Raw genomic sequence first — 18219 nt, forward strand, 5'->3', positions numbered from 1 at the left:
CTGACCGATCAGGGAACATCGGGCCGGGGCTGGTTACGTACCCGGTTCAAACGCCCGGCGTTGCCGGTGTCGGTCTGGACGTTGGCGTCGACCGAGCGGACGACGTCGGCACCGAGTCCCTCGACGTGCCGGCCGAGTCCGTCCCAGGCACGCAGGACGGTCGCCTCCAAACCCCGGTAGGTCTTCTCGAACGCGGCACCGATGTCGTCCCGGCCCCAGGGTCGCTGCGCGCTCGCCGCCGCGATCTCCGCACCGAGACTGTCGCGTTTCGCCCTGACCGCACGGCCGGCGAGCGAGAGATCCGCGCCGGCGCGCCGCGCCCGCCCCGGGTCGAGCCAGAGCCGTCCGTCAGTCATGTCGGCCACCGTCGCGGCTCATGATCGTGTCCGCCCGCCGGAGCAGCGAGCCGAAGTCACCCGAGCGGAGGAAGTCCGGTGCCCCCGAGCTGGCGGGTAGATAGTCGGCCACCAGCCCCTGCGTCGTGGCGGTCGCTGCGGCGGTGGCCTTCCGGACCGTGGAGGTGATCTTGCGACTCAGCGCCTGCGCGTCGCGGACCTGGTAGACCGACGGGTGTAGTTCCACGGCGATCAGTTGCCCGCGGGCATCGACGGTGGCCGTCACCTTACCGTCGTCGGAGCGCTCCGTGACCCGCAGTTCCGCCAACCTGGCCTGGAGTTCGTCCAAACCGGACCTCAACTGCTGGTACTGGCCGTGCACCTCGTCGAACCGTGCTCGCAACGCACGATTGGCGTCCCGGTCCACGTTTCCCGCCAACGCCGCCTCCCGTCACCTTGGGTAGGCCAGACCATACCGGTCCGTCACCGATCCGTGGGGTCGGGTAACTTCACTGCGTGATCGACCGTCAACAGGCCGAACAACTCGCCAGCATCTGGGCGGGTCGGGAATCGCAGCGCCTCGGGCACGAATGCACCCCGCTGGTCGAGGAGTTCGACCTCGGATACGTGATCTGGTACTCGGTGCCACGCGACCTGCCGATGCGCCCGGGTGACCTGCCGAACACCGTGATCGACCGGGAAACCGGTGAGGTCACCCACTGGCCGCGAGTTCCGGCGGACGTCATCGCGCAGACATACCGGCAGCGTCGGCCCGGCCGGCCAGCGCCCCGCACCGTCGACCCGGCCGCCCAACTACTGCGCGAACTGCACCGGTCGTCCACCCCCGGGACCACGGCGCACCTCACCATCGGTGGCCGCGCCTACGTCGCCCGGGGCGCGAAGGGCGACGTAGCCCTGAACCATCACCCCCTGGTCCAGGGCTATCTGGACAGCGTCCCCACCGGACGGCTGGTACGCGGCGTCGACCGTCACGCCGAACTGATCGTCATCTCCGACGCCCTGCACGACCAGGACCACCGACGGGAGTCGGAAGGGCTGCACCCTCTGGACTTCGAGGAACAACTGGCACTGCTCAACAGCGCTCGGCTGGAGGTCTTCCGGGTACGCGAACCAGGCGACCCGGCTGCTGGGCCGGCGGACGAGGTCTGCGACTCGTGCGCCACCGCCCTGTCCCGGATGCGGTTGCTCCCCTGGTACGACACGGTCTGGGGAGTCAGCGAGTGGCGGCCCGAGCCCCGAGCCGTCCCCGACCCCTACCGGTTCCCGCCCGAGGTGGGCAGCGCCCTGGCCAGTGCGGGCTGGAGGGACGACTCGACGGTCAACGAAGCGCTGGCAGCGGGCGCGATCAGGGAAACGCTCGACATCACCGGAGTGGGGCACAGGCACACGGTCTTCCCGGCCGCTGAGGCGGCGTTGACTGCCTTCCCGGCCCTGCTGTCGAAGAGACGGGGCCCCGGCGAGCAGGTGTGGATCAGTCACTTCAGCACGAACCCGCTACGTGGGGCGCACAGTGCTGCCACCCTGGCGGATTTCGGATCGGTGCTGGGCATGCGGCTCTTTCCGATCGGTGCGGAACGCCCGCCGGAGAGCATCCTCGCCGTCGACGAGCTCGGGCGGGTCTTCGCTCTCGACCAGGCCGGCGAGTGGTTCCTCGGGGCCGACATCGACGCCGCCCTGACCACCCTCCTGCTCGGCCGTGCTCCCGCCCGGGTGCGCGACGACGGCACCTGGTGAGCGCCCTGAGGTGGTAGCAGGGGTCCCTTACTACTCAGAAAGCGGTAACAAGGGTCCCCTGCTACCACCTCAGCCAGCGCGCCACCCCACCTTGGCAGCTCACAACTGCACTCCGGTGAGCACCAGCACCCTCGGCTCGGTGTAGTCGTCCATGGCGCTGCGGACGCCCTCGCGTCCCACGCCGCTGCCCTTCACCCCGCCGTACGGCATCTGGTCGGCCCGGTACGCCGGCACGTCGCCGACGATCACGCCCCCGACCTCCAGTGCCCGGTGCGCGGCGAAGGCGACGTCGAGGCGGTGGGTGAAGACGCCGACCTGGAGCCCGTACGCGGAGTCGTTGACGGCGGCGAAGGCGGCCCGGTCGTGCTCGACCCGGGCGACGACCAGCACCGGGCCAAACACCTCCTCGGCGCTGACCCGCGCGTCGGCCCGTACCCCGGTGAGCACGGTGGGTGGGTAGCTGGCGCCGTCCCGTCGGCCGCCGACCTCGATGGTGGCCCCGGCGACGACCGCCTCGTCCACCCACGCCTCGACCCGGGCCGCCGCGTCGGAGGAGATGAGCGGGCCGACGTCGGTGTGGTCGTCGGCGGGGTCCCCGGTCCGCAGTTCCTCGACGGCGGCGACCAGTCGGGGCAGGAACGCGTCGTAGAGCCACTCGTGCACGTAGACCCGCTGCACGGCGATGCAGGACTGGCCGGCCTGGTAGTTGGCGAAGGTGGCGATCCGGTGGGCGGCGAAGGTGAGGTCCTCGTCGGTGTTCCAGTCCTCGCAGATCACCGCCGCCGCGTTGCCGCCGAGTTCCAGCGTGACGTGCTTCTCCGGGACGGCCTGTCGGATCGCCGCACCGACGGGCCCGGAGCCGGTGAACGACACGACGGGCAGCCGGGGGTCGGCGACGAGGTCGGCGGCGCGCTCGTTGGGTAACGGCAGCACCGAGAACGTCCCCTCGAGCAGTTCCGTCTCGGCGAGGATCTCGCCGAGCAGCAGCGCGGACAGCGGGGTGGCCGGGGCCGGTTTGAGCACGATCGGCGCGCCGACGGCGAGCGCCGGGGCGACCTTGTGGGCGACCAGGTTGAGCGGGAAGTTGAACGGCGTGATCCCCAGCACGGGGCCGCGGGGCACCCGCCGGACCAGCGCGATCCGTCCGGTGGCGGTCGGGTCGGTGTCGAGGCGTTGCAGCTCGCCGCTGAAGCGCCGTGCCTCCTCGGCGGCCCAGCGGAAGGTGGAGACCGCCCGGGTGACCTCGACGCGGGCCCACTTGACCGGCTTGCCGTTCTCGGCGGTGATCAGTCGGGCGATCTCCTCGGCCCGTTCGGCGAGCCGGCGCGAGACGTGGTCCAGGGCCGCCGCGCGCACGTGCGCGGGCAGGGCCGCGGCCTCCGCGGCCACTGCGGCGGCTGCCGCGACGGCGGCTTCGACCTGCGCCGGCGTGGCGTGCGTGGTACGCCCGACCAGGCGCCCGTCGTACGGGTGGTGGACGGTCAGCTCACCCTCGCCGTGGACGGGACGACCGGCGACGAAGAAGGCACGTGGCTCCACGCCGCGAGCGTAGAACACGAGGAGCGACCAGGGCGGGGACCTGCGCCACCTCAACCCTGCGTGCATCCGATCCTGACGGGCGGTGACGGCAGGTCTGATCTACCCCGGATTGCGCCCGCCAGCCGCCCTCACCAGGTCACGAATAGATCAACACATCTCTCTATTTCACTGGCGGTGCCATACGATCCCCGTCAATCGATCAGCCTTGATCGATCTGGGTGTCGGGGCACCGGCACGCTGTTGAACGGAAGGAACACCCCAGGGATGACAGACTCCCCTGCCACAGGACGCCGCTGGCGTCTCGCCGTGGCCGCAGCCGCCGTCACCGCCGCCGTGGCGTCCGGCACCCCGGCGTCCGCAGCTCCCGCCGAGGGTCAGATCCTGCTCGCCGGTGGCGCGACCGCCGTCGAGAACTCGTACATCGTGGTGTTCAAGGACACCGCGGTCGGCCAGCCCGAGGTCGGCACCCGGGCCCGCGGCCTGACCGGCAAGCACGGGGGCGCCGTCAACCGGACGTACTCCAACGCGCTGCGCGGCTTCGAGGCGCGGATGTCGGAGACGGCGGCCAAGCGGCTCGCCGCCGACCCGTCGGTCGCCTACGTCCAGCAGAACCACACCGTACGGATCTCCGCCACGCAGACCCCCACCCCCTCCTGGGGCCTCGACCGGGTCGACCAGCGTGCCCTTCCGCTCAACAACTCGTTCACGTACGCGAACAACGGCGCGGGCGTGAAGGCGTACATCATTGACACCGGCATCCGGTTCTCGCACAGCGACTTCGGCGGCCGGGCGGTCACCGGGTTCGACTCGGTCGACGGCGGCAGCGCCGACGACTGCAACGGCCACGGCACCCACGTCGCCGGCACGGTCGGCGGCACCGCGTACGGCGTGGCCAAGGGTGTCACCCTGGTCGGCGTCCGGGTGCTGGACTGCCAGGGCAGCGGCACCAACGCCGGGGTCATCGCGGGTGTCGACTGGGTCACCGGCAACCACGCCGCCGGCGAGAAGGCGGTCGCCAACATGAGCCTCGGCGGTGGCTTCGACCAGGCCACCAACGACGCCGTGGCCCGCTCGATCGCCGACGGCGTCACCTACGGCCTCGCCGCCGGCAACGACTACGGCGCGAACGCCTGCAACAGCTCGCCCGCCAGCACCCCGGCCGGCATCACCGTCGGCGCGACCCAGTCCAACGACGCCCGGGCCAGCTACTCCAACATCGGTTCCTGCCTGGACATCTTCGCCCCGGGCAGCTCGATCACGTCGGCGTGGCACACCAGCAACACCGCCACCAACAGCATCAGCGGCACCTCGATGGCGACCCCCCACGTGGTCGGCGCCGCCGCGCTCGTGCTCGCCGCCAACCCGACCTTCACCCCGCAGCAGGTGCGCGACAAGCTGGTCAACGACGCCACCAGCAACGTGGTGACCAGCCCGGGCACCGGCTCGCCGAACAAGCTGCTCTACGTCGGTGACGGCGGCACCACCCCGCCGCCCACCGGCTGCTCGCGGACCAACGGCACCGACGTGACCATCCGCGACAACACCACCGTCTCCAGCACCGTCGCGGTCTCCGGCTGCACCGGCACCGCCTCGGCGACCAGCACGGTGGCGGTCAACATCGTGCACACCTACATCGGTGACCTGGTGGTCCGGCTGGTCGCCCCGGACGGCAGCACGTACACCCTGCACAACCGCACCGGCGGTTCCGCCGACAACATCAACCAGACCTACACGGTGAACCTGTCCTCGGAGACCCGTAACGGCACCTGGACCCTGCGGGTCCAGGACGCGGCCAGCGGGGACGTCGGCTACCTGAACAGCTGGACCCTGAACCTCTAGTCAGCACCGCACGCCCGTCGGGTGGTAGGAGGGGTCCCTTGCAGTGCGAAAATCGCCTGCAGGGGGCCCCTCCTACCACCTCAGTCGTCGCAGCCGTAACCGTCGTTGTCGCGGTCCAGGTCGTAGATGTCGCTGCCGATCACGCGGACCGGGCCGGTCACGTAGGCCGGGCCGTTGCCGCCGCCACCCGCGCAGTCGACGTCGCTGGCCATCGGCACGCAGCCGCTGTAGTTGGGGTCGCAGCGCCGGGCGGGCTTCGTACCGACCGCCACGACCTCGGTGACCGGTTTCCGGGTCACCGCCGACCGCACCAGCTTCCGTCCGGTCTGCACGCCGTCGGTGACGGTCACCTGGTAGGTCAGGGTCCGCACGCCGTCGACACCCGGGGTACGCACCACCCGCTTCCCCTCGGCGAGGGAGGAGTCCTGCACGGTCCGCACGCCGTGCCGGAGCCGCTCCGTCTCGGTGACCGTACGTACCTGCACCATTGGTGACGGCGCGAGCGACGGTGTCGGGGCGGGCATGGACGACGGCAGCTCCGACGGGGTGGCAGACGGGACGGCCACGGTCGGCTCCGCGTAGGCCGGCAGGCCCTCGGCACCGGCGACCTGGTCCGCGACCGACTGCTGCGCCGGCTGGTCCATCGCGCCGAGAACGGTGAAGATGCCGCCGCAGAGCAGGGCCAGGGTCAGCGCGACCCCGACCAGGATCGGCGCCGGGCCGGACTTCCGGGCCGCCAGCGGGCCGCCGGTACGGCTCGCGGCGGCGGTGGGAAGCATGCCCGGTGGGAAGACATGGCGCGGCGGCGGCTCCGAGGCCGGGGGCGGGGACATCTGGTACGGCGGCTGGTCGTTCACAGCGACGAGTGTCGTCATCGATGCCGCCCTCGGGTAACCGGCCTTCGTCCAGGGTGGACGGAGTTACGGCGGATTCGGGCGCGGACCAGCCAGCCGCAGTGGGCCGTCGTCCGCCTGGGCCGACCCGGTCACCGGGATCGTGACGACCGCTCGTCCAGGCGATTCGGACACTCGGGCAGGGACGGCTCGGGCACCTGGCGAATCAGGTCACCACGAACCGCGTCGGTTCGGCCAGCACCACCGAGGCGGCACGCAGATCGGCGAGACGGGCCGCCAGGGTCGCCTCTGCGAGCCGTGCCGGCAGGGCGGCATTGAACTTCAGGCTGGCCAGCGCCTTCTCGTCGACGCGGGGAAGGCAGAGCCGGTCGGCAGCGTCGGCCACGGTGGCACTCCACTCGGCCGGGGTGACGTTCTCCCGCAGCCGGACGGCGAAGTCGTCGTAGCGTTCCACCGGGTCGACCACCTCGCTGAGGGTGGCCGCCAGGGTGGCGTTGGCGCGCAGGCCGGCGAAGGTCCACCAGCGCAGGTCCCCGCCGCGCTCCCGTACGACGAGGTTGCCGCCCGGGTGCACCAGGTGCTGCCGTTCCGCGCGTTCGGTCGCCAGCCGGTCGAGGGCTCGTCGGGTGAGCCGCACCGCTGGGTTCGCCCCGAGCAGCACCTCGCGGACGGCCCGGGTGAACTCGAACCCGAGGCCTGCGTTCCCGGTGCCCCACCACCGGGCCCGGCCCCCACCGTCGGCCGGCTCCACGAAGCACCGCCGCCGTCGCCAGTCGACGTACGTCACCCGCCAGCTCCGGCCGCCCAGCAGCAGCCGGCGCTCGCCCCGTACCTCATCGGTGAGCAGGCTCGGGTCGATCCGGCCGAGTTCCGAGCGGCCGAGCAGCACGGTGAACTCGGGTGGCCCGGTGAAGACGGCGGTCATCTCCATGAAGTGCCGGCGACCGAAGCGCGCCTCGGCGGTCGCCCCGATGAAGAGCATGCCCTCGTCTCGTTCGAGGTAGCTCTGGTCGACCAGGTGGCGAAGGATCGGTTCGGCGCTGCGGCCGAACGGTTCCAGACCGTTCCACTCCTCGATCCACTGCCGGTCTCCTATCCGGTGCTCCTGAAGGCAGAGCGCCAGCAGTTGCTGGGCGACGATGTGCCGGGGCTCGGGCGGTGCCACGACCGGTTCGACCCACCCGGACGACCAGAGCCACAGCAACGCGGCCGCCTCGGTCAGGGCCTCCCCGGAGAGAGTGAGGAACAGGCAGTTGCGGCTGGTGCCGAGACGGCGGCCGGTACGGCCGAGCCGTTGCAGGAACGACGCCACGGTGGCGGGCGTATCGATCTGGATGACCCGGTCGAGATCACCCACGTCGATTCCCAGTTCGAGGGTGCTCGTGGCGACGATGACGCAGTCCCTGGCCTCGACGAACGCCTGCTCGGCGCGGCGACGTTCGTCGGCTGCGAGCGAGGCGTGCGAAAGGAACGTGGTCAGTCCTCCTGCCCGCAGCAACTGGCCGAGTTCCTCCACGATCTGCCGGGATTCGCAGAAGACGAGTCGCTTCTCCCCCTGATGGAGCGCGGCGATCACGGTGGCGGCGTTCGCGAGAGAGCCGACGTGGTCCAGTTCGATGTCTCCGGCGGACGCAGGGTGCACGGCGGCGGTCGCAACCGGCTCCGGTGCCACCACCCGGCCGGGTCGGTGTCCTGCCCCCGACCCCTGCAACCACACCAGCAGCTCGGCCGGGTTGCCGACGGTCGCGGAGAGACCGACCCGTTGCAGGGGTCTGCCGGCCACCCGGGTAAGCCGTTCCAGCAGCGCGACGAGGTGCCAGCCCCGGTCGTCACCGGCGAAGGCGTGCACCTCGTCCACGACGACCGCCCGCAGGTCGGCAAGAAAGAGCCGATGGTCGACGGCGGTGCTCACCAGCATCGACTCCAGCGATTCCGGGGTGGTCAGCAGCACGTCCGGTCGTTGGACGAGAATGGCCCGCCGCCGGGCGGCGCGCACGTCGCCGTGCCAGACCGCCGCCTGCCGGCCCAGCCACCCGGCGTACTGCTCGAGTCTCGGCTGAAGGTTGTTCAGCAACGCCTTCAACGGACAGAGGTAGAGCAGGGACGTGCCGGTCCAATCCTGCGTGGCCATCCGCGACAGCAGGGGAAAGATCGCCGCTTCGGTTTTGCCTCCGGCGGTCGGGGCGAGCAGGAGCGCGTCGTCACCGTCGGCGAGCGCACCGGCGGCGGCCCGTTGCAGGGGGCGCAGGTCGGCCCAGCCGAGGGTGTTGACGATGTGGTGCAGCACCACCGGGTGAAGGTCGCGCATCGACGTCAGTCGGGAAGGTCGATGTCACCGGCGCTGACAGCGGCGTTGCGTTCCACCTGGGTCAGCTCGTCGGTCCGCAGCGTCAGCTCGTAGTGCCGCCTGGGGTCCCAGTCGGCGAACTGGTCCACCCGGTCGAAGACGTCGGCGACGAGTTTCTTGAGGTAGACGCGGGGCGCCACGCCGACCTGCCCGCCGAGGCGGCCGGTGACGGCCCGCGCGAGTAGGTCGAGGTACGCGTCGTCGACCCGGTCGGTCACCGCCGGGCTGGCGTAGATGTCCCGGACGGTGCGGCCCAGTTCGACCAGCGCGCCGAGGGTGAAGCCGGGCAGCCGTACCTGGGTGGCTCGGGGGTTGTCCCAGCGCGGGTCCTGGCCGAAGTGGGTAGCGAGGCGCTGGGCGAGCGGCGCGAGTCGCTGGATGCCCTGGGGCCCGTCGAAGAAGGCGGGCGTGCCGGTGATGACAAGAAAGAGTCCGGGGAACCGCCCGGCGTAGACCTCGTCGATGAGTTGCCGGAGGGCGTTGAGTGCCTTGTCCCGCACGTCGGTGCGGACCCGTTGCAGGGTTTCCACCTCGTCGAGGACGAGCAGCAGCCCCTGGTGTCCGCTGTCCCGCAGCACGGTGAGCAGCCCTTGGAGGAAACTCAACGCACCGAAGTGGTCGAGGTCGCCCTTGACCCCGGCCCCGCGCCGGACGGTGCTGGCGACGTGTGGCTGCCCGCCGAGCCACGCGGCCAGCCCTTCGGCGGCCGGATGGTCACCGGACGAGATCGCGGCGCGGTAGCCGCGCAGGGCGGTGGCGAATCCGGGGGTGCTGCGGGAGATGTCGCTGAGCCGGCGCTCCAGCAGCTCGGTCACGGCCCGGTCCAGTGCGACGGCGTCGTCCTCGGCGAGCCGGCCACCGGCCAGCGCGTCCTCCTCGAGAGCGAAGATCCAGCCGTCGAGAATCGGACGGAACGCGCTCGGCGGAAACTGTTCGGTACCGAGGTGTTCGACCAGCCGGCGGTAGACGGTTTCCATCCGATGCAGGGGCGTCTCCAGTTCGGAGATCTGCACCTCGGCCGCAGCGAAGCCGCGCCGCTTGGCGCGTTCGGCCAGCCAGCGGGTGAAGAAGGTCTTGCCGGCCCCGTACTCGCCCCGGACGGCCTTGAAGACGCTGCCGCCACCGGCCACCCGGTCCAGATCGTCGTCGAACGCAGCGGTGAACCGGTCGAGTCCGACGGCCAGGGCGTCGAGGCCATTGGTGGGCACCACCCCCCGGCGGAGGGCGTCGACGATGTCGCGACGGCGGCGGGCGGAGACCTGCCCGGTCACGGCTGGTCCAGCTCGAACTGTTCGACGAGCAGGTCCCGGTCGAGGTGAACGGTGCGTCGATCCGCGTCGAGCGTGACGACGGGATAGCCCTCCACCTGTAACAGCCGCCGCAGCACGGTCACCGTGCCGCTGATCCGGTGGGCCGGCACGCCGGCGCGCGCGGCGAGCGTCTCCAGGGTGGCGCGTCCACCGCCGGCGAGTAGCGTGCCCAGCATGGCCGCCACCCGCTCGTCGGGCAGGGAGAGCCGGGCGTCACGCCGCTGCGCGTACCGCTCGCTGCTGAGCAGGGCGGTGACCAGATCGGGTCGGGCCTGGTTGGTGCCGAGGACGCCGGGCAGGGTGGCCGGGTCGGAGGCCAGCTCGAAGAGGCTGTCCGGCTGAGGTGCCTCCGGACGTACCCGGCGGCGGGCACCCAAGGCCGGTGCGGTGGCCACCGGTGGGGGTGCCGTCGTCCCGCTGCCCGCAGCGCTGGTGTCCCCGTCGATTATCAGCTCCCGCCACCAGTGTGGGCTGGCGACGGGGGCACCGGCCCAGCCCGGCACCGCCCGGTCGTCGCCCCGGCTGAACACCAGCAGCGGGATGACGGCTTCCGCGGGGCTGGCTCCCCCGTGATAGCCGGCCTTGCGTGGCCCGTACCGGACGTCCTCCCGCCAGGGCAGGACGATCCGGCCGCCACCGAGCGCCACCCGGCTGCCGGTGAACGTAGCTTCCAGCCCGGTGGCGGGCTCGTCCGCCGGACGCCACCGGTTGCCGCCGCCTGCGCCGGCCAGGACCCGCGCGTCGGGGCCACGGTCGACGACATGGCCGTGGTCGGAGAGGAGGACGACCACCCGGTCCGAGACCGAGGCGACGAGTTCACGCAGCGCGGGAATGGTGTCGCCGCCCCAGACGGCGGTCCCCGGCTCGCCACGGTCCAGCGCGTCGTCGATGGTGTTGACCACCGCCGCGACCAGCGGCACCGCCGGGTCGTCGAGCGCTTCGCGGATCTCCCGGTCCAGGGTGGCTCCAGCTCCGGCCCGCAGGTGCGTCTTGTGCAGCAGCACACCGTGCGGCCAGCGGCGGCTGAACGCGGAGCGCTCGGCGGCCTGCCCCCCGGTGGCGATCCGGCCGCTGAACAGGCTGCACCGGCTCACTTCGGTGACCGTCGGCAAGGCGGCGAGTACGCCCTCCCGCTGGCCGCCGTCGGGGGTGAGTTCCAGCCAGGAACCGTTCTCGGTGAGCGACTCGGCGACCTCGGTGGCGGCGGCGACGCTCATGCCGTCCAGCACCACCAGCAGCACCCGCTGACCGTGGTCGAGGATCGGCTGCACCACCCGGTCGAGCACGTCCTCGACGCGCAGCAGCGCCCCCGGTTCCGCGTCGGCGGCGGTGGCTTCTGCGAGCAGGGTGGCGAACTGTCGGTCGTGCCGCGCCCGGCGGGCGTCGACGGCCTGGCAGAGCAACCGGTACGCCTCGGCGGCGTCCCGGTCCCCGGTGAAGACGTCCAGCCGGGCCCGGTCCACCCAGCCGTCCTGTTGGGCATGCCGGCGCACCGCCTCCCGCAGCGTGGCCGGAGGGGTGTCATCGCTGGTGGTGAGCCAGCGCAGCAGGCGTACCGCCATCCGGGCGGTCGTCACCCGTTCCGGCTCGGCCGCCCGGTGGTCCTCCAGGGTGGCCAGCGCCTGCTGGGCCTTCGCCACCAGCGCCGGGACAGCCACTCCACCGGCGGGCACGGCGAACCGGACGGCATCGGCGAAGTCCCGCAGCCGGTGCCCGAAGCCGGCGGGCAGCACGGCCGAGCCGCCAAGCAGCGCGCCGACGCCGATTTCCTCGGCGATCGTCTCGGCGCGGTGGAGCAGCCGGGTGGCCTCCTCGCGGCCGTCCCGGCCGCTGTCGATGGTGCGGTAGACCCATGCCTCGGCGGCCTCGTGCAGCGCGGCGGCCTGGTCGGGGGTGGGAGGCACCCCGCCGAAGCGGGGTTCGAGGCGGGCCCGGGCCGCTGCGGTCACCACCGCCACCCGCTGGTCGGTGGTCGGACCCCAGAGCACCCCGGCGAGCAGCCCGACCGGGATGACATCGACGCCGTGACCAGCCCGGACGGCGGCGAGGATGGGCGCGACCGTCCGGCCGGCGGTGCCGACGAGGTAGCGGGTGACGCCCTCGGCGACCGGGTCGGGCAGTCCGGCGAACCGGCGTTGGGCGGGGGCGTTGGTGCTCCACTGGAGCAGGCCGGAGTCGTCGAGCTGGGCCCGGGGCACCCCGAGCAGTTCCGCGGTGAGGCACCCCAGCGCGTGGTCGCGGGTGACGATGGCCCCGGGCGGCGGGGACCACCCCTGCGGCGGTACGTGGTCGGCCAGCGCGTCGGCCACCCAACGGCCGAGTCGTACCAGGGTCGGGTCGAGGGCCGCCCCGCTGAACATCTGCCGGACCAGGTCCCAGGCATCGATCTTCCGGATGCGCTGTTTGCTGAGGTGGGCGAGGAGGCCATCGCCCAGCTCGTCGTCACCCAGCTCGGTCAGGAGCACCAGCCGCTCCCCGTCGGCCCGCTCGTGCAGGGCGGCCCGTGCGGCCAGCGGCGTCAGGCAGGGGACCACCCGGACGGTGACGCCGTCCACGGTCAACGCCGGCTCGGCGGGCCACTCGGGGCGGGCGGCCAGGGCGAGGGCTGCCGTCCCGTCCCTCTCGGCCAGCCACGCCTCGACCTTGCGGCGTACCGCGTCGGGGCGTACGGCGGCTCGTGCCGCGCTCACTCCACCTCCCAGCTGAGCGTCACCGATCGGCCGGCGGCGACCTCGGCGGCGATCTCGGCGGCGACCTTCTCCCAGGTCGCCTGGTCGGTCACCCTACGGCGTCCCCGGGGAACGCCGGCGGCGGCCGGCGCGTCCGCCGGGCGGTGGGTCGACTGCGGGGCGGCCGGGTGCGGAGTCGGCTGCGAATCGGTCGAACCCGGAGTCGGTGGCGAGCCGGTCGGGCTGGTGGCCGGCTGCGGGGCGGCCGGGCCGGGCCGCGACGACGGGTCGCCGGGGGTCGGCTGCGGGGGGGTCGGCTGCGGGCGTTCCTGCCGACCGGCCGCGAGCAGGTCGGCGGCGGCCGCCTCGGCGGCCTGCAACGCGGCGGTCAGGTCCGTCCCGTGCTGCTGGTGCCCGGCCGCGTCCCGCAGGCGGTCGATGATCGTCCGCGCCCGCTCGTCGTGCGCCGACCGGGCGTCGATCGCCCCGAGCAGCGACCACTGCTGGGGGCGGGCCAGCGCGTCGCCGATCTCTTTCGCCTGCGCGATCAGGCCGCCGACCGCCCGGTCGTCGACGTCGCCGAGGTCGGCACGGGCGACCAGCCGGACCAGGACCACGTCGTCGGCCTCCCCGGCCAGGTCGACCAGCAGGTCGGCGGCCCGCCGGACGGTGGCGAGCCGGCCGGACGGGGCCGCCGGGTCGAGGCCGAGCAGTGCGGCGCGGGCGGTCAGTTCCTGCCGGAGCCGGGTCACCTCGTCGCGGCGGGCGCGGGCGGCGGAGCGCAGGGTGGCGGCGAGCGGCCCCAGGTTGGCCGGGGTACGCCAGGCCGGCAGGACGATCCCGAGGAGCTCCTGACTGCGGCGTACGGCGTCGGTCCACTCCCGCTCGTCGGGCATCGGCGGGGGCCGCAGTTCGAGGTTGTCGTGGATGGCGGCGAGCGTGTTGATCTCCACCTTGCCGCCGTGCTCGTACCAGGCGAGCTGCTGGTCCAGCGCGAAGACCGCGATGATCAGGTTTTCCAGTTCACGGTCGAACCCGAACGCGGCCGGCTCGTCGACCAGACGGCGCAGCACCCGCACCGGGAACCGTTCGGTGTGTCCCTCGGCGGCGGCGGCCTGGTGCAGGTGACCGGTCCACCGGCAGGTGGTGCGGTTGAGCACGTACCGGTGATTGTCGACCAGTTCCCCGAGGCGTAGCGGGTTGCAGACCCGGCGCAGGGTTCGCTGGTCGGCGGGGGAGGCGACGCTCACCCCCCGGGTCGGGTCGGCGGCGGCCTGCCGGGCGTACGACAGGATCTTGGCCAGTTCGGCGCGGGTGACCGGCTTCTCGTCTTCCGGCATGGCCGGCTTACCCGGGTACGACCAGGCGAACAGTTCCCGGGTCAGGTTGCCGAACGCCTCGGTGAGGCTGCCGCCCCGGGGCCGCCCGAGCTGGAGGCCCTCGGCCAGGGTATGCAGGATCGGAATGCTGTCTTCCTGCACGTCGGAGCCCTGCCCGCTGCCGGCCAGCCCGTACGCCTCGCGCAGCGCGCTGAGCAGGTTGGCCCGCAGCCGGGTCTGCCGCTGTTGGAGGTAGAGCCGGCCCTCCTGCCGGTCGGCGGCCGACCAGTCGGCGGCCAGGGTGTTGAGCCGCTCACCGTGCCCTCCGGCACCCAACAGATAGTTGATTTTCGCGAGTTGCCGAACCCGGCCCATCGCCTCGTCGGTGAGGTAGAGCGGCAGCCAGAACACCACCTTGGCGCCCTGGTCAAGCTCCTCGATGCGGGCCAGGTCCGCGTTACGGCCGTAGCCGGCCGGGTCGAACGGGTAGTCGACGACGATCCGCCAGCCGTCGCGGCTGCCGTCCCCTACCAGCGCCTCCACCGGCATGCTGGTGCTGTCCCGCACGTTGCCGAACTTGACCTGCACGACGTGCTTCCGGCCGCGCCAATCCCGCGCGACGAGCAGTTCACCGAGCTGCCCGTCGGTGCCGACCATGCCCATCTCGGCGCTGACCAGCTCCCGGAGCAACTGCTGCCGGGCGGAGGTGGTGAAGACCTCCTGGTCGGTGACGAGTTCCAGCAGCTGGTCGTAGTCGACCTCGTTGAGGGTGAGCGTGACGATCGGGTCGCGTTCGTCGGTCAGGTGAAGTTCCCCGGCGTCGGCGGCGATCTGCTTGAGCCGGTTGACCACGATCTGCTGCTCGTAGCCCGGGATAGGCGAGGTGATGGTGCCGAAGTTCAGCGCGTGCAGCTTGCCGGGGGTGAGGTTGTGCAGGGCAGGCACGTCCGGCACCAGCGCGCCCAGCAGCACTGTCTTGATCAGCTTGTCGTCCAGCGCGAACTGGGCGTGCCCGGCGGCCTGCTCCTCGGTGATGTTGTTGACCTTCAACAGCAGTGGGCGGAGCTTGCGCAGGTAGAGCGCGCGGGCCGCCTGGAAGAGCTGCTTGAGCTTGGGCCGGTCGGGCAGCTCGCCGCGCAGCACCAGCGGGTCGAAGAGCGCGGCCACCCCGATCAGGTCGTTGACCCGCAGCGTGTCCCGCCGCTCGACCAGCAGCTCCGTCATCACCTTCAACGCGGTCCGTTCGCGTTGCAGTGCCTGGGAGAGGGCGACCAGGGTGGCGACCAGGGCCGGCGAGAACGGGTACAGCTTGCGGAACGCGGCGGCATCCGAGCCGATGCCGGCGTCACCGTACTGCGCGCCGAGCAGCAGCGTGTCCCAGACCGCGCGGTTGCCGCGCACCGCGGCGAAGGCCCGGTCGACCACCGCGCGGGCCTCGTCGTCGACTGGTTTGAGCAGCCGCCCCTCGGTGATCTCCGGCAGGTTCGTGTCGGCGAGGGCGACCTCCCCGAACCGTCCCTGGACGCTGCGCATCACGTGCGCGAGGGCTTCCCGCTCGGTGCCGCCGACCTGCGGGCCGAGGAAGTCCTCCAGGTTGCGCTGCCGGGCGACGAACGAGATCAGCGGCAGCGGCCGGGTGGCGTCGGCCGACTCGATCAGCTTGTTGAGTTTCGCGCCCTCGGTGTTGACGAAGGTGTGGTCGCTGATCCGGGTGGAGAGCCAGAGGATCAGCTCGTCGAGGAAGAGCACCATGGCGTCGTAGCCGAGCGCCTTGGCGTGCCGGGTGATCACGGCCAACCCGGTGTCCAGGTCGAGGAACTCGGCGCTGCGTACCGCCCCGGTGAAGAACGCACTGGTCAGAGCACTGACCAGTGCGTCCCGGCCGGCGGAGCCGGGAGGTTCGGCGGCGGCGTCGGCGTACGTCTGCGGGGTCCAGCCCTGGGCGCGGGCGCGGATCGCGGCGAGCCCTCCCCCGGCGGCGGTGGGCGCGCTACCACCGTCGCGCAGGGCGGCGAAGAAGGCCTCGTCACCCATCCGGTCGCGCAACCGCGCGGCGTCGTCGAGCAACGCGTCCGACCGGTGTACGGGGGGAACGGGCGCGTCCGGGTGCAGCGCGGTGACCTGGCGCAGGTAGCCCTCCAGGATCGCCTGCTCCACCGACCGCGCGTCGAGCATGTGGAAGGTGAGGGTGAGCATCCGCCGCCCGGTCAGCCACTCGTCGGCGGCGAGGACCGGCTCGGCCAGGCCACGCAGCTCCCGGGCCGCCGGGTTGTGCTGGAGGATCTCCCGCAGCACAGCCATGAAGTGCGACTTGCCGGAGCCGAACGAGCCGTGCAGGAACACCGCCTGCGACCGGCCGGTGGTGACGGCGTGCCCGATCCGGCGCAGGGACTCGGCGAAACTCTCCCGGAGCTGGTCGGTGACCACGTACCGCCGCAGGTCCGCGCCCTCGGCGGCACGGACGACGAAATCGCCGTCCCCGACCGAGGTCGGAATATCGATCACGTCCCGCAGCAGGGTCATCGGCCGCTCCTCACCACTCGTGCCGCACGGGTAGCCGCCGCGCTACCCTCAGCCCGCCGATCCTATGGCGTGCGGGAAGTAAGCCACCATCTGACAGGTGACCGTCCGGTCGGATGACACCCGACGACCCGGGGTCTTGGAGCACGGCATCGTAGCGTCGCCGGCCACTGCGAGCTGTTCAGGAATCCGTTATGCACCAAGGACGGCACTTGCGAGATGCGGACCACGCAATGGTGAAGACTTCCGTAGGGTGGCGGACGGTTCGTATTCATCACCGTCAAGGGGAGCAGCGTGCAGCGAGCGGCCAGCCCGACGCCAGTCCGACGCAAGTCCTTTACGAAGAGACCAAGGCTCGCCTTTCTGGCCTCGGTCACATTGTTGGTTTCGCTTTCCCCCTTCAGCTCCTCGGCACTGGCCGGGCCGGCTCCGGACCAGCCCATATTCGACTCCCAGTCGAGCGACAACATCGACCCGGCTCTCATGGCTGAGATGCGCCGGCAGGACGTCCTTCAGCCCGCCCTCAAGATCATCACCGAAGAAGCCGCGCAGGCAACGTCGCCGGGATACGCAGGCCTGGCATTCGAAGGCGACGGCCTGACCGTCTACTACAAGGGCCCGATACCGTCGGGGATGCAGAACGCACTGACCGAGGCGCGCACCCACGGCGAAGTGACGGTCCAACCTGCCAGCTTCTCCCGGATGGAACTCCAAGCAGCCGCAGTCCGAGTTGAGGACAGCCTCATCGGTCGCAGCGACATCCAGGCGATCGAAGTGAAGCACGATGGGTCCGGGCTGGGCGTCGAGAAGATGCCGGCGGATCGGGTCGACGTGGCCAGGGCCAACGCCACCCGGAACGGCCGGCCCTTCGTCGAGGTGGACGCAACGCTCAACGGGGCGGACTTCGGAGTACCGGTCGAGGTCGCCGTGGCATCCTCCCCCTTCGACCTGCTGGCCTGCGCGAGCACCTGCAACCGGCTGGACGACACGTCAGCGTGGAACGGCGGAACTCGGACGTTGAATCCCGACGCGGACGTCGCCAATCCCTACTACAAGTGCACCACCGGCTTCGGCGTCACCAAAGGCTCGACGAGCTATGTGCTGACCGCCGACCACTGCGCCACCGCACCGGACCTGACCTACGACAACAAGCTGGAGCTCATGGGCGGGGTGTACGCCGGGAACTGGGACAAGGATCTTCTCCTTATCAATGCCCGCGGCTACTACAAGATCTTTGACGGATCGCCCACGACGTCCACCACCAAGAACGTCATGGGCTGGGGCTACCACGCCTCTGGTGAGTACCTCTGTCACTCCGGCGCGAGCACCGGAACCCGCTGTGGCCTGCGCACGGATGGCGGCGACTATGCTCTCTACGGCTGCGACTCGGACGGCGACTGCTTCAACCGACACGGTCTGATCAAAACGACGCAGGTCGACGGCCTGACCGCCGCCGCCGCTGGCGACAGCGGCGGCCCCGTGTTCTCGCTGATGACCGGCGGGGTCAGGGCGAAGGGCATTCTCATCGGCGGCGGGAACAGCACCATGTACTTCCAGGACTGGGCGGACGTGATCAACATCTTCGGCGCCTACCCGAGGACGCCCTGACAGATCAGACGTCACGGGGTGGTCGCGCCTCTGGCGCGACCACCCCGTGGCTCTGGATAGACTCTGAGCGAGCCAATGCCATTGATCACTCCTTACGTCTCGCATGGCTGGAGAGCAGAAGCGA

General features: G+C 71.5%; 11 protein-coding genes. 3 read left to right on the top strand and 8 right to left on the bottom strand.

Annotated elements, in window-relative coordinates:
• Nucleotides 1-8: 8 nt before the first annotated feature.
• Nucleotides 9-356 carry a hypothetical protein gene (locus GA0070618_RS04755; RefSeq protein WP_088985286.1) on the bottom strand — a complete coding sequence of 116 codons (348 nt, stop codon included), beginning with the start codon at nucleotides 354-356 and terminating at the stop codon, nucleotides 9-11.
• Nucleotides 349-774, bottom strand: a complete 426-nt coding sequence (locus GA0070618_RS04760; RefSeq protein ID WP_088980544.1) for a YbaB/EbfC family nucleoid-associated protein — start codon at nucleotides 772-774, stop codon at nucleotides 349-351. Before GA0070618_RS04760 ends, GA0070618_RS04755 begins: the two co-directional genes overlap by 8 nt.
• 77 nt (nucleotides 775-851) lie before the next feature.
• Here GA0070618_RS04760 and GA0070618_RS04765 point away from each other — a divergent pair, with 77 nt between their 5' ends.
• The gene (locus tag GA0070618_RS04765) at nucleotides 852-2090 is read left to right on the top strand and encodes an SUKH-3 domain-containing protein (RefSeq protein ID WP_088980545.1); all 1239 of its coding nucleotides are present in this window, start codon (nucleotides 852-854) and stop codon (nucleotides 2088-2090) included.
• Nucleotides 2091-2189: 99 nt separating this feature from the next.
• Here the strand turns inward: GA0070618_RS04765 and GA0070618_RS04770 are convergent, their stop codons facing one another.
• A complete protein-coding gene (locus GA0070618_RS04770) occupies nucleotides 2190-3629 on the bottom strand; it encodes an aldehyde dehydrogenase family protein (RefSeq protein WP_088985287.1) in 1440 nt (479 codons plus the stop codon).
• A gap of 264 nt (nucleotides 3630-3893) precedes the next feature.
• On the opposite strand from GA0070618_RS04770, the gene GA0070618_RS04775 reads away from it, so the two are divergent.
• Nucleotides 3894-5468, top strand: coding sequence for a S8 family peptidase (locus GA0070618_RS04775; protein ID WP_088980546.1), 1575 nt, complete (start codon nucleotides 3894-3896; stop codon nucleotides 5466-5468).
• Between the two features lie 80 nt (nucleotides 5469-5548).
• On the opposite strand, the gene GA0070618_RS04780 is transcribed toward GA0070618_RS04775, so the two are convergent.
• The 5 genes from GA0070618_RS04780 to GA0070618_RS04800 all read right to left on the bottom strand — a co-directional run bounded on the left by GA0070618_RS04780 (nucleotide 5549) and on the right by GA0070618_RS04800 (nucleotide 16490).
• Complete coding sequence (locus tag GA0070618_RS04780; RefSeq protein WP_231931607.1) at nucleotides 5549-6343, bottom strand: G5 domain-containing protein; 795 nt, start codon at nucleotides 6341-6343, stop codon at nucleotides 5549-5551.
• 184 nt (nucleotides 6344-6527) lie between these two features.
• Entirely contained in the window at nucleotides 6528-8630 is a 2103-nt protein-coding gene (locus GA0070618_RS04785) for a DEAD/DEAH box helicase (protein WP_172900258.1), read from the bottom strand.
• 5 nt (nucleotides 8631-8635) lie between these two features.
• Complete coding sequence (brxD, locus tag GA0070618_RS04790; RefSeq protein ID WP_088980548.1) at nucleotides 8636-9940, bottom strand: BREX system ATP-binding protein BrxD; 1305 nt, start codon at nucleotides 9938-9940, stop codon at nucleotides 8636-8638.
• Complete coding sequence (gene pglZ, locus GA0070618_RS04795; RefSeq protein ID WP_088980549.1) at nucleotides 9937-12669, bottom strand: BREX-2 system phosphatase PglZ; 2733 nt, start codon at nucleotides 12667-12669, stop codon at nucleotides 9937-9939. The genes brxD and pglZ overlap by 4 nt, the downstream gene beginning before the upstream one ends.
• Nucleotides 12666-16490: a phage resistance protein gene (locus GA0070618_RS04800; protein ID WP_088980550.1), complete on the bottom strand. Its 3825-nt coding sequence runs from the start codon at nucleotides 16488-16490 to the stop codon at nucleotides 12666-12668. Before GA0070618_RS04800 ends, pglZ begins: the two co-directional genes overlap by 4 nt.
• Before the next feature lie 291 nt (nucleotides 16491-16781).
• On the opposite strand from GA0070618_RS04800, the gene GA0070618_RS04805 reads away from it, so the two are divergent.
• Nucleotides 16782-18095: a chymotrypsin family serine protease gene (locus tag GA0070618_RS04805; protein WP_143740229.1), complete on the top strand. Its 1314-nt coding sequence runs from the start codon at nucleotides 16782-16784 to the stop codon at nucleotides 18093-18095.
• Nucleotides 18096-18219: the final 124 nt, after the last annotated feature.

Source organism: Micromonospora echinospora, assembly GCF_900091495.1.
In the GTDB taxonomy this organism is placed as follows: Bacteria; Actinomycetota; Actinomycetes; order Mycobacteriales; family Micromonosporaceae; genus Micromonospora; species Micromonospora echinospora.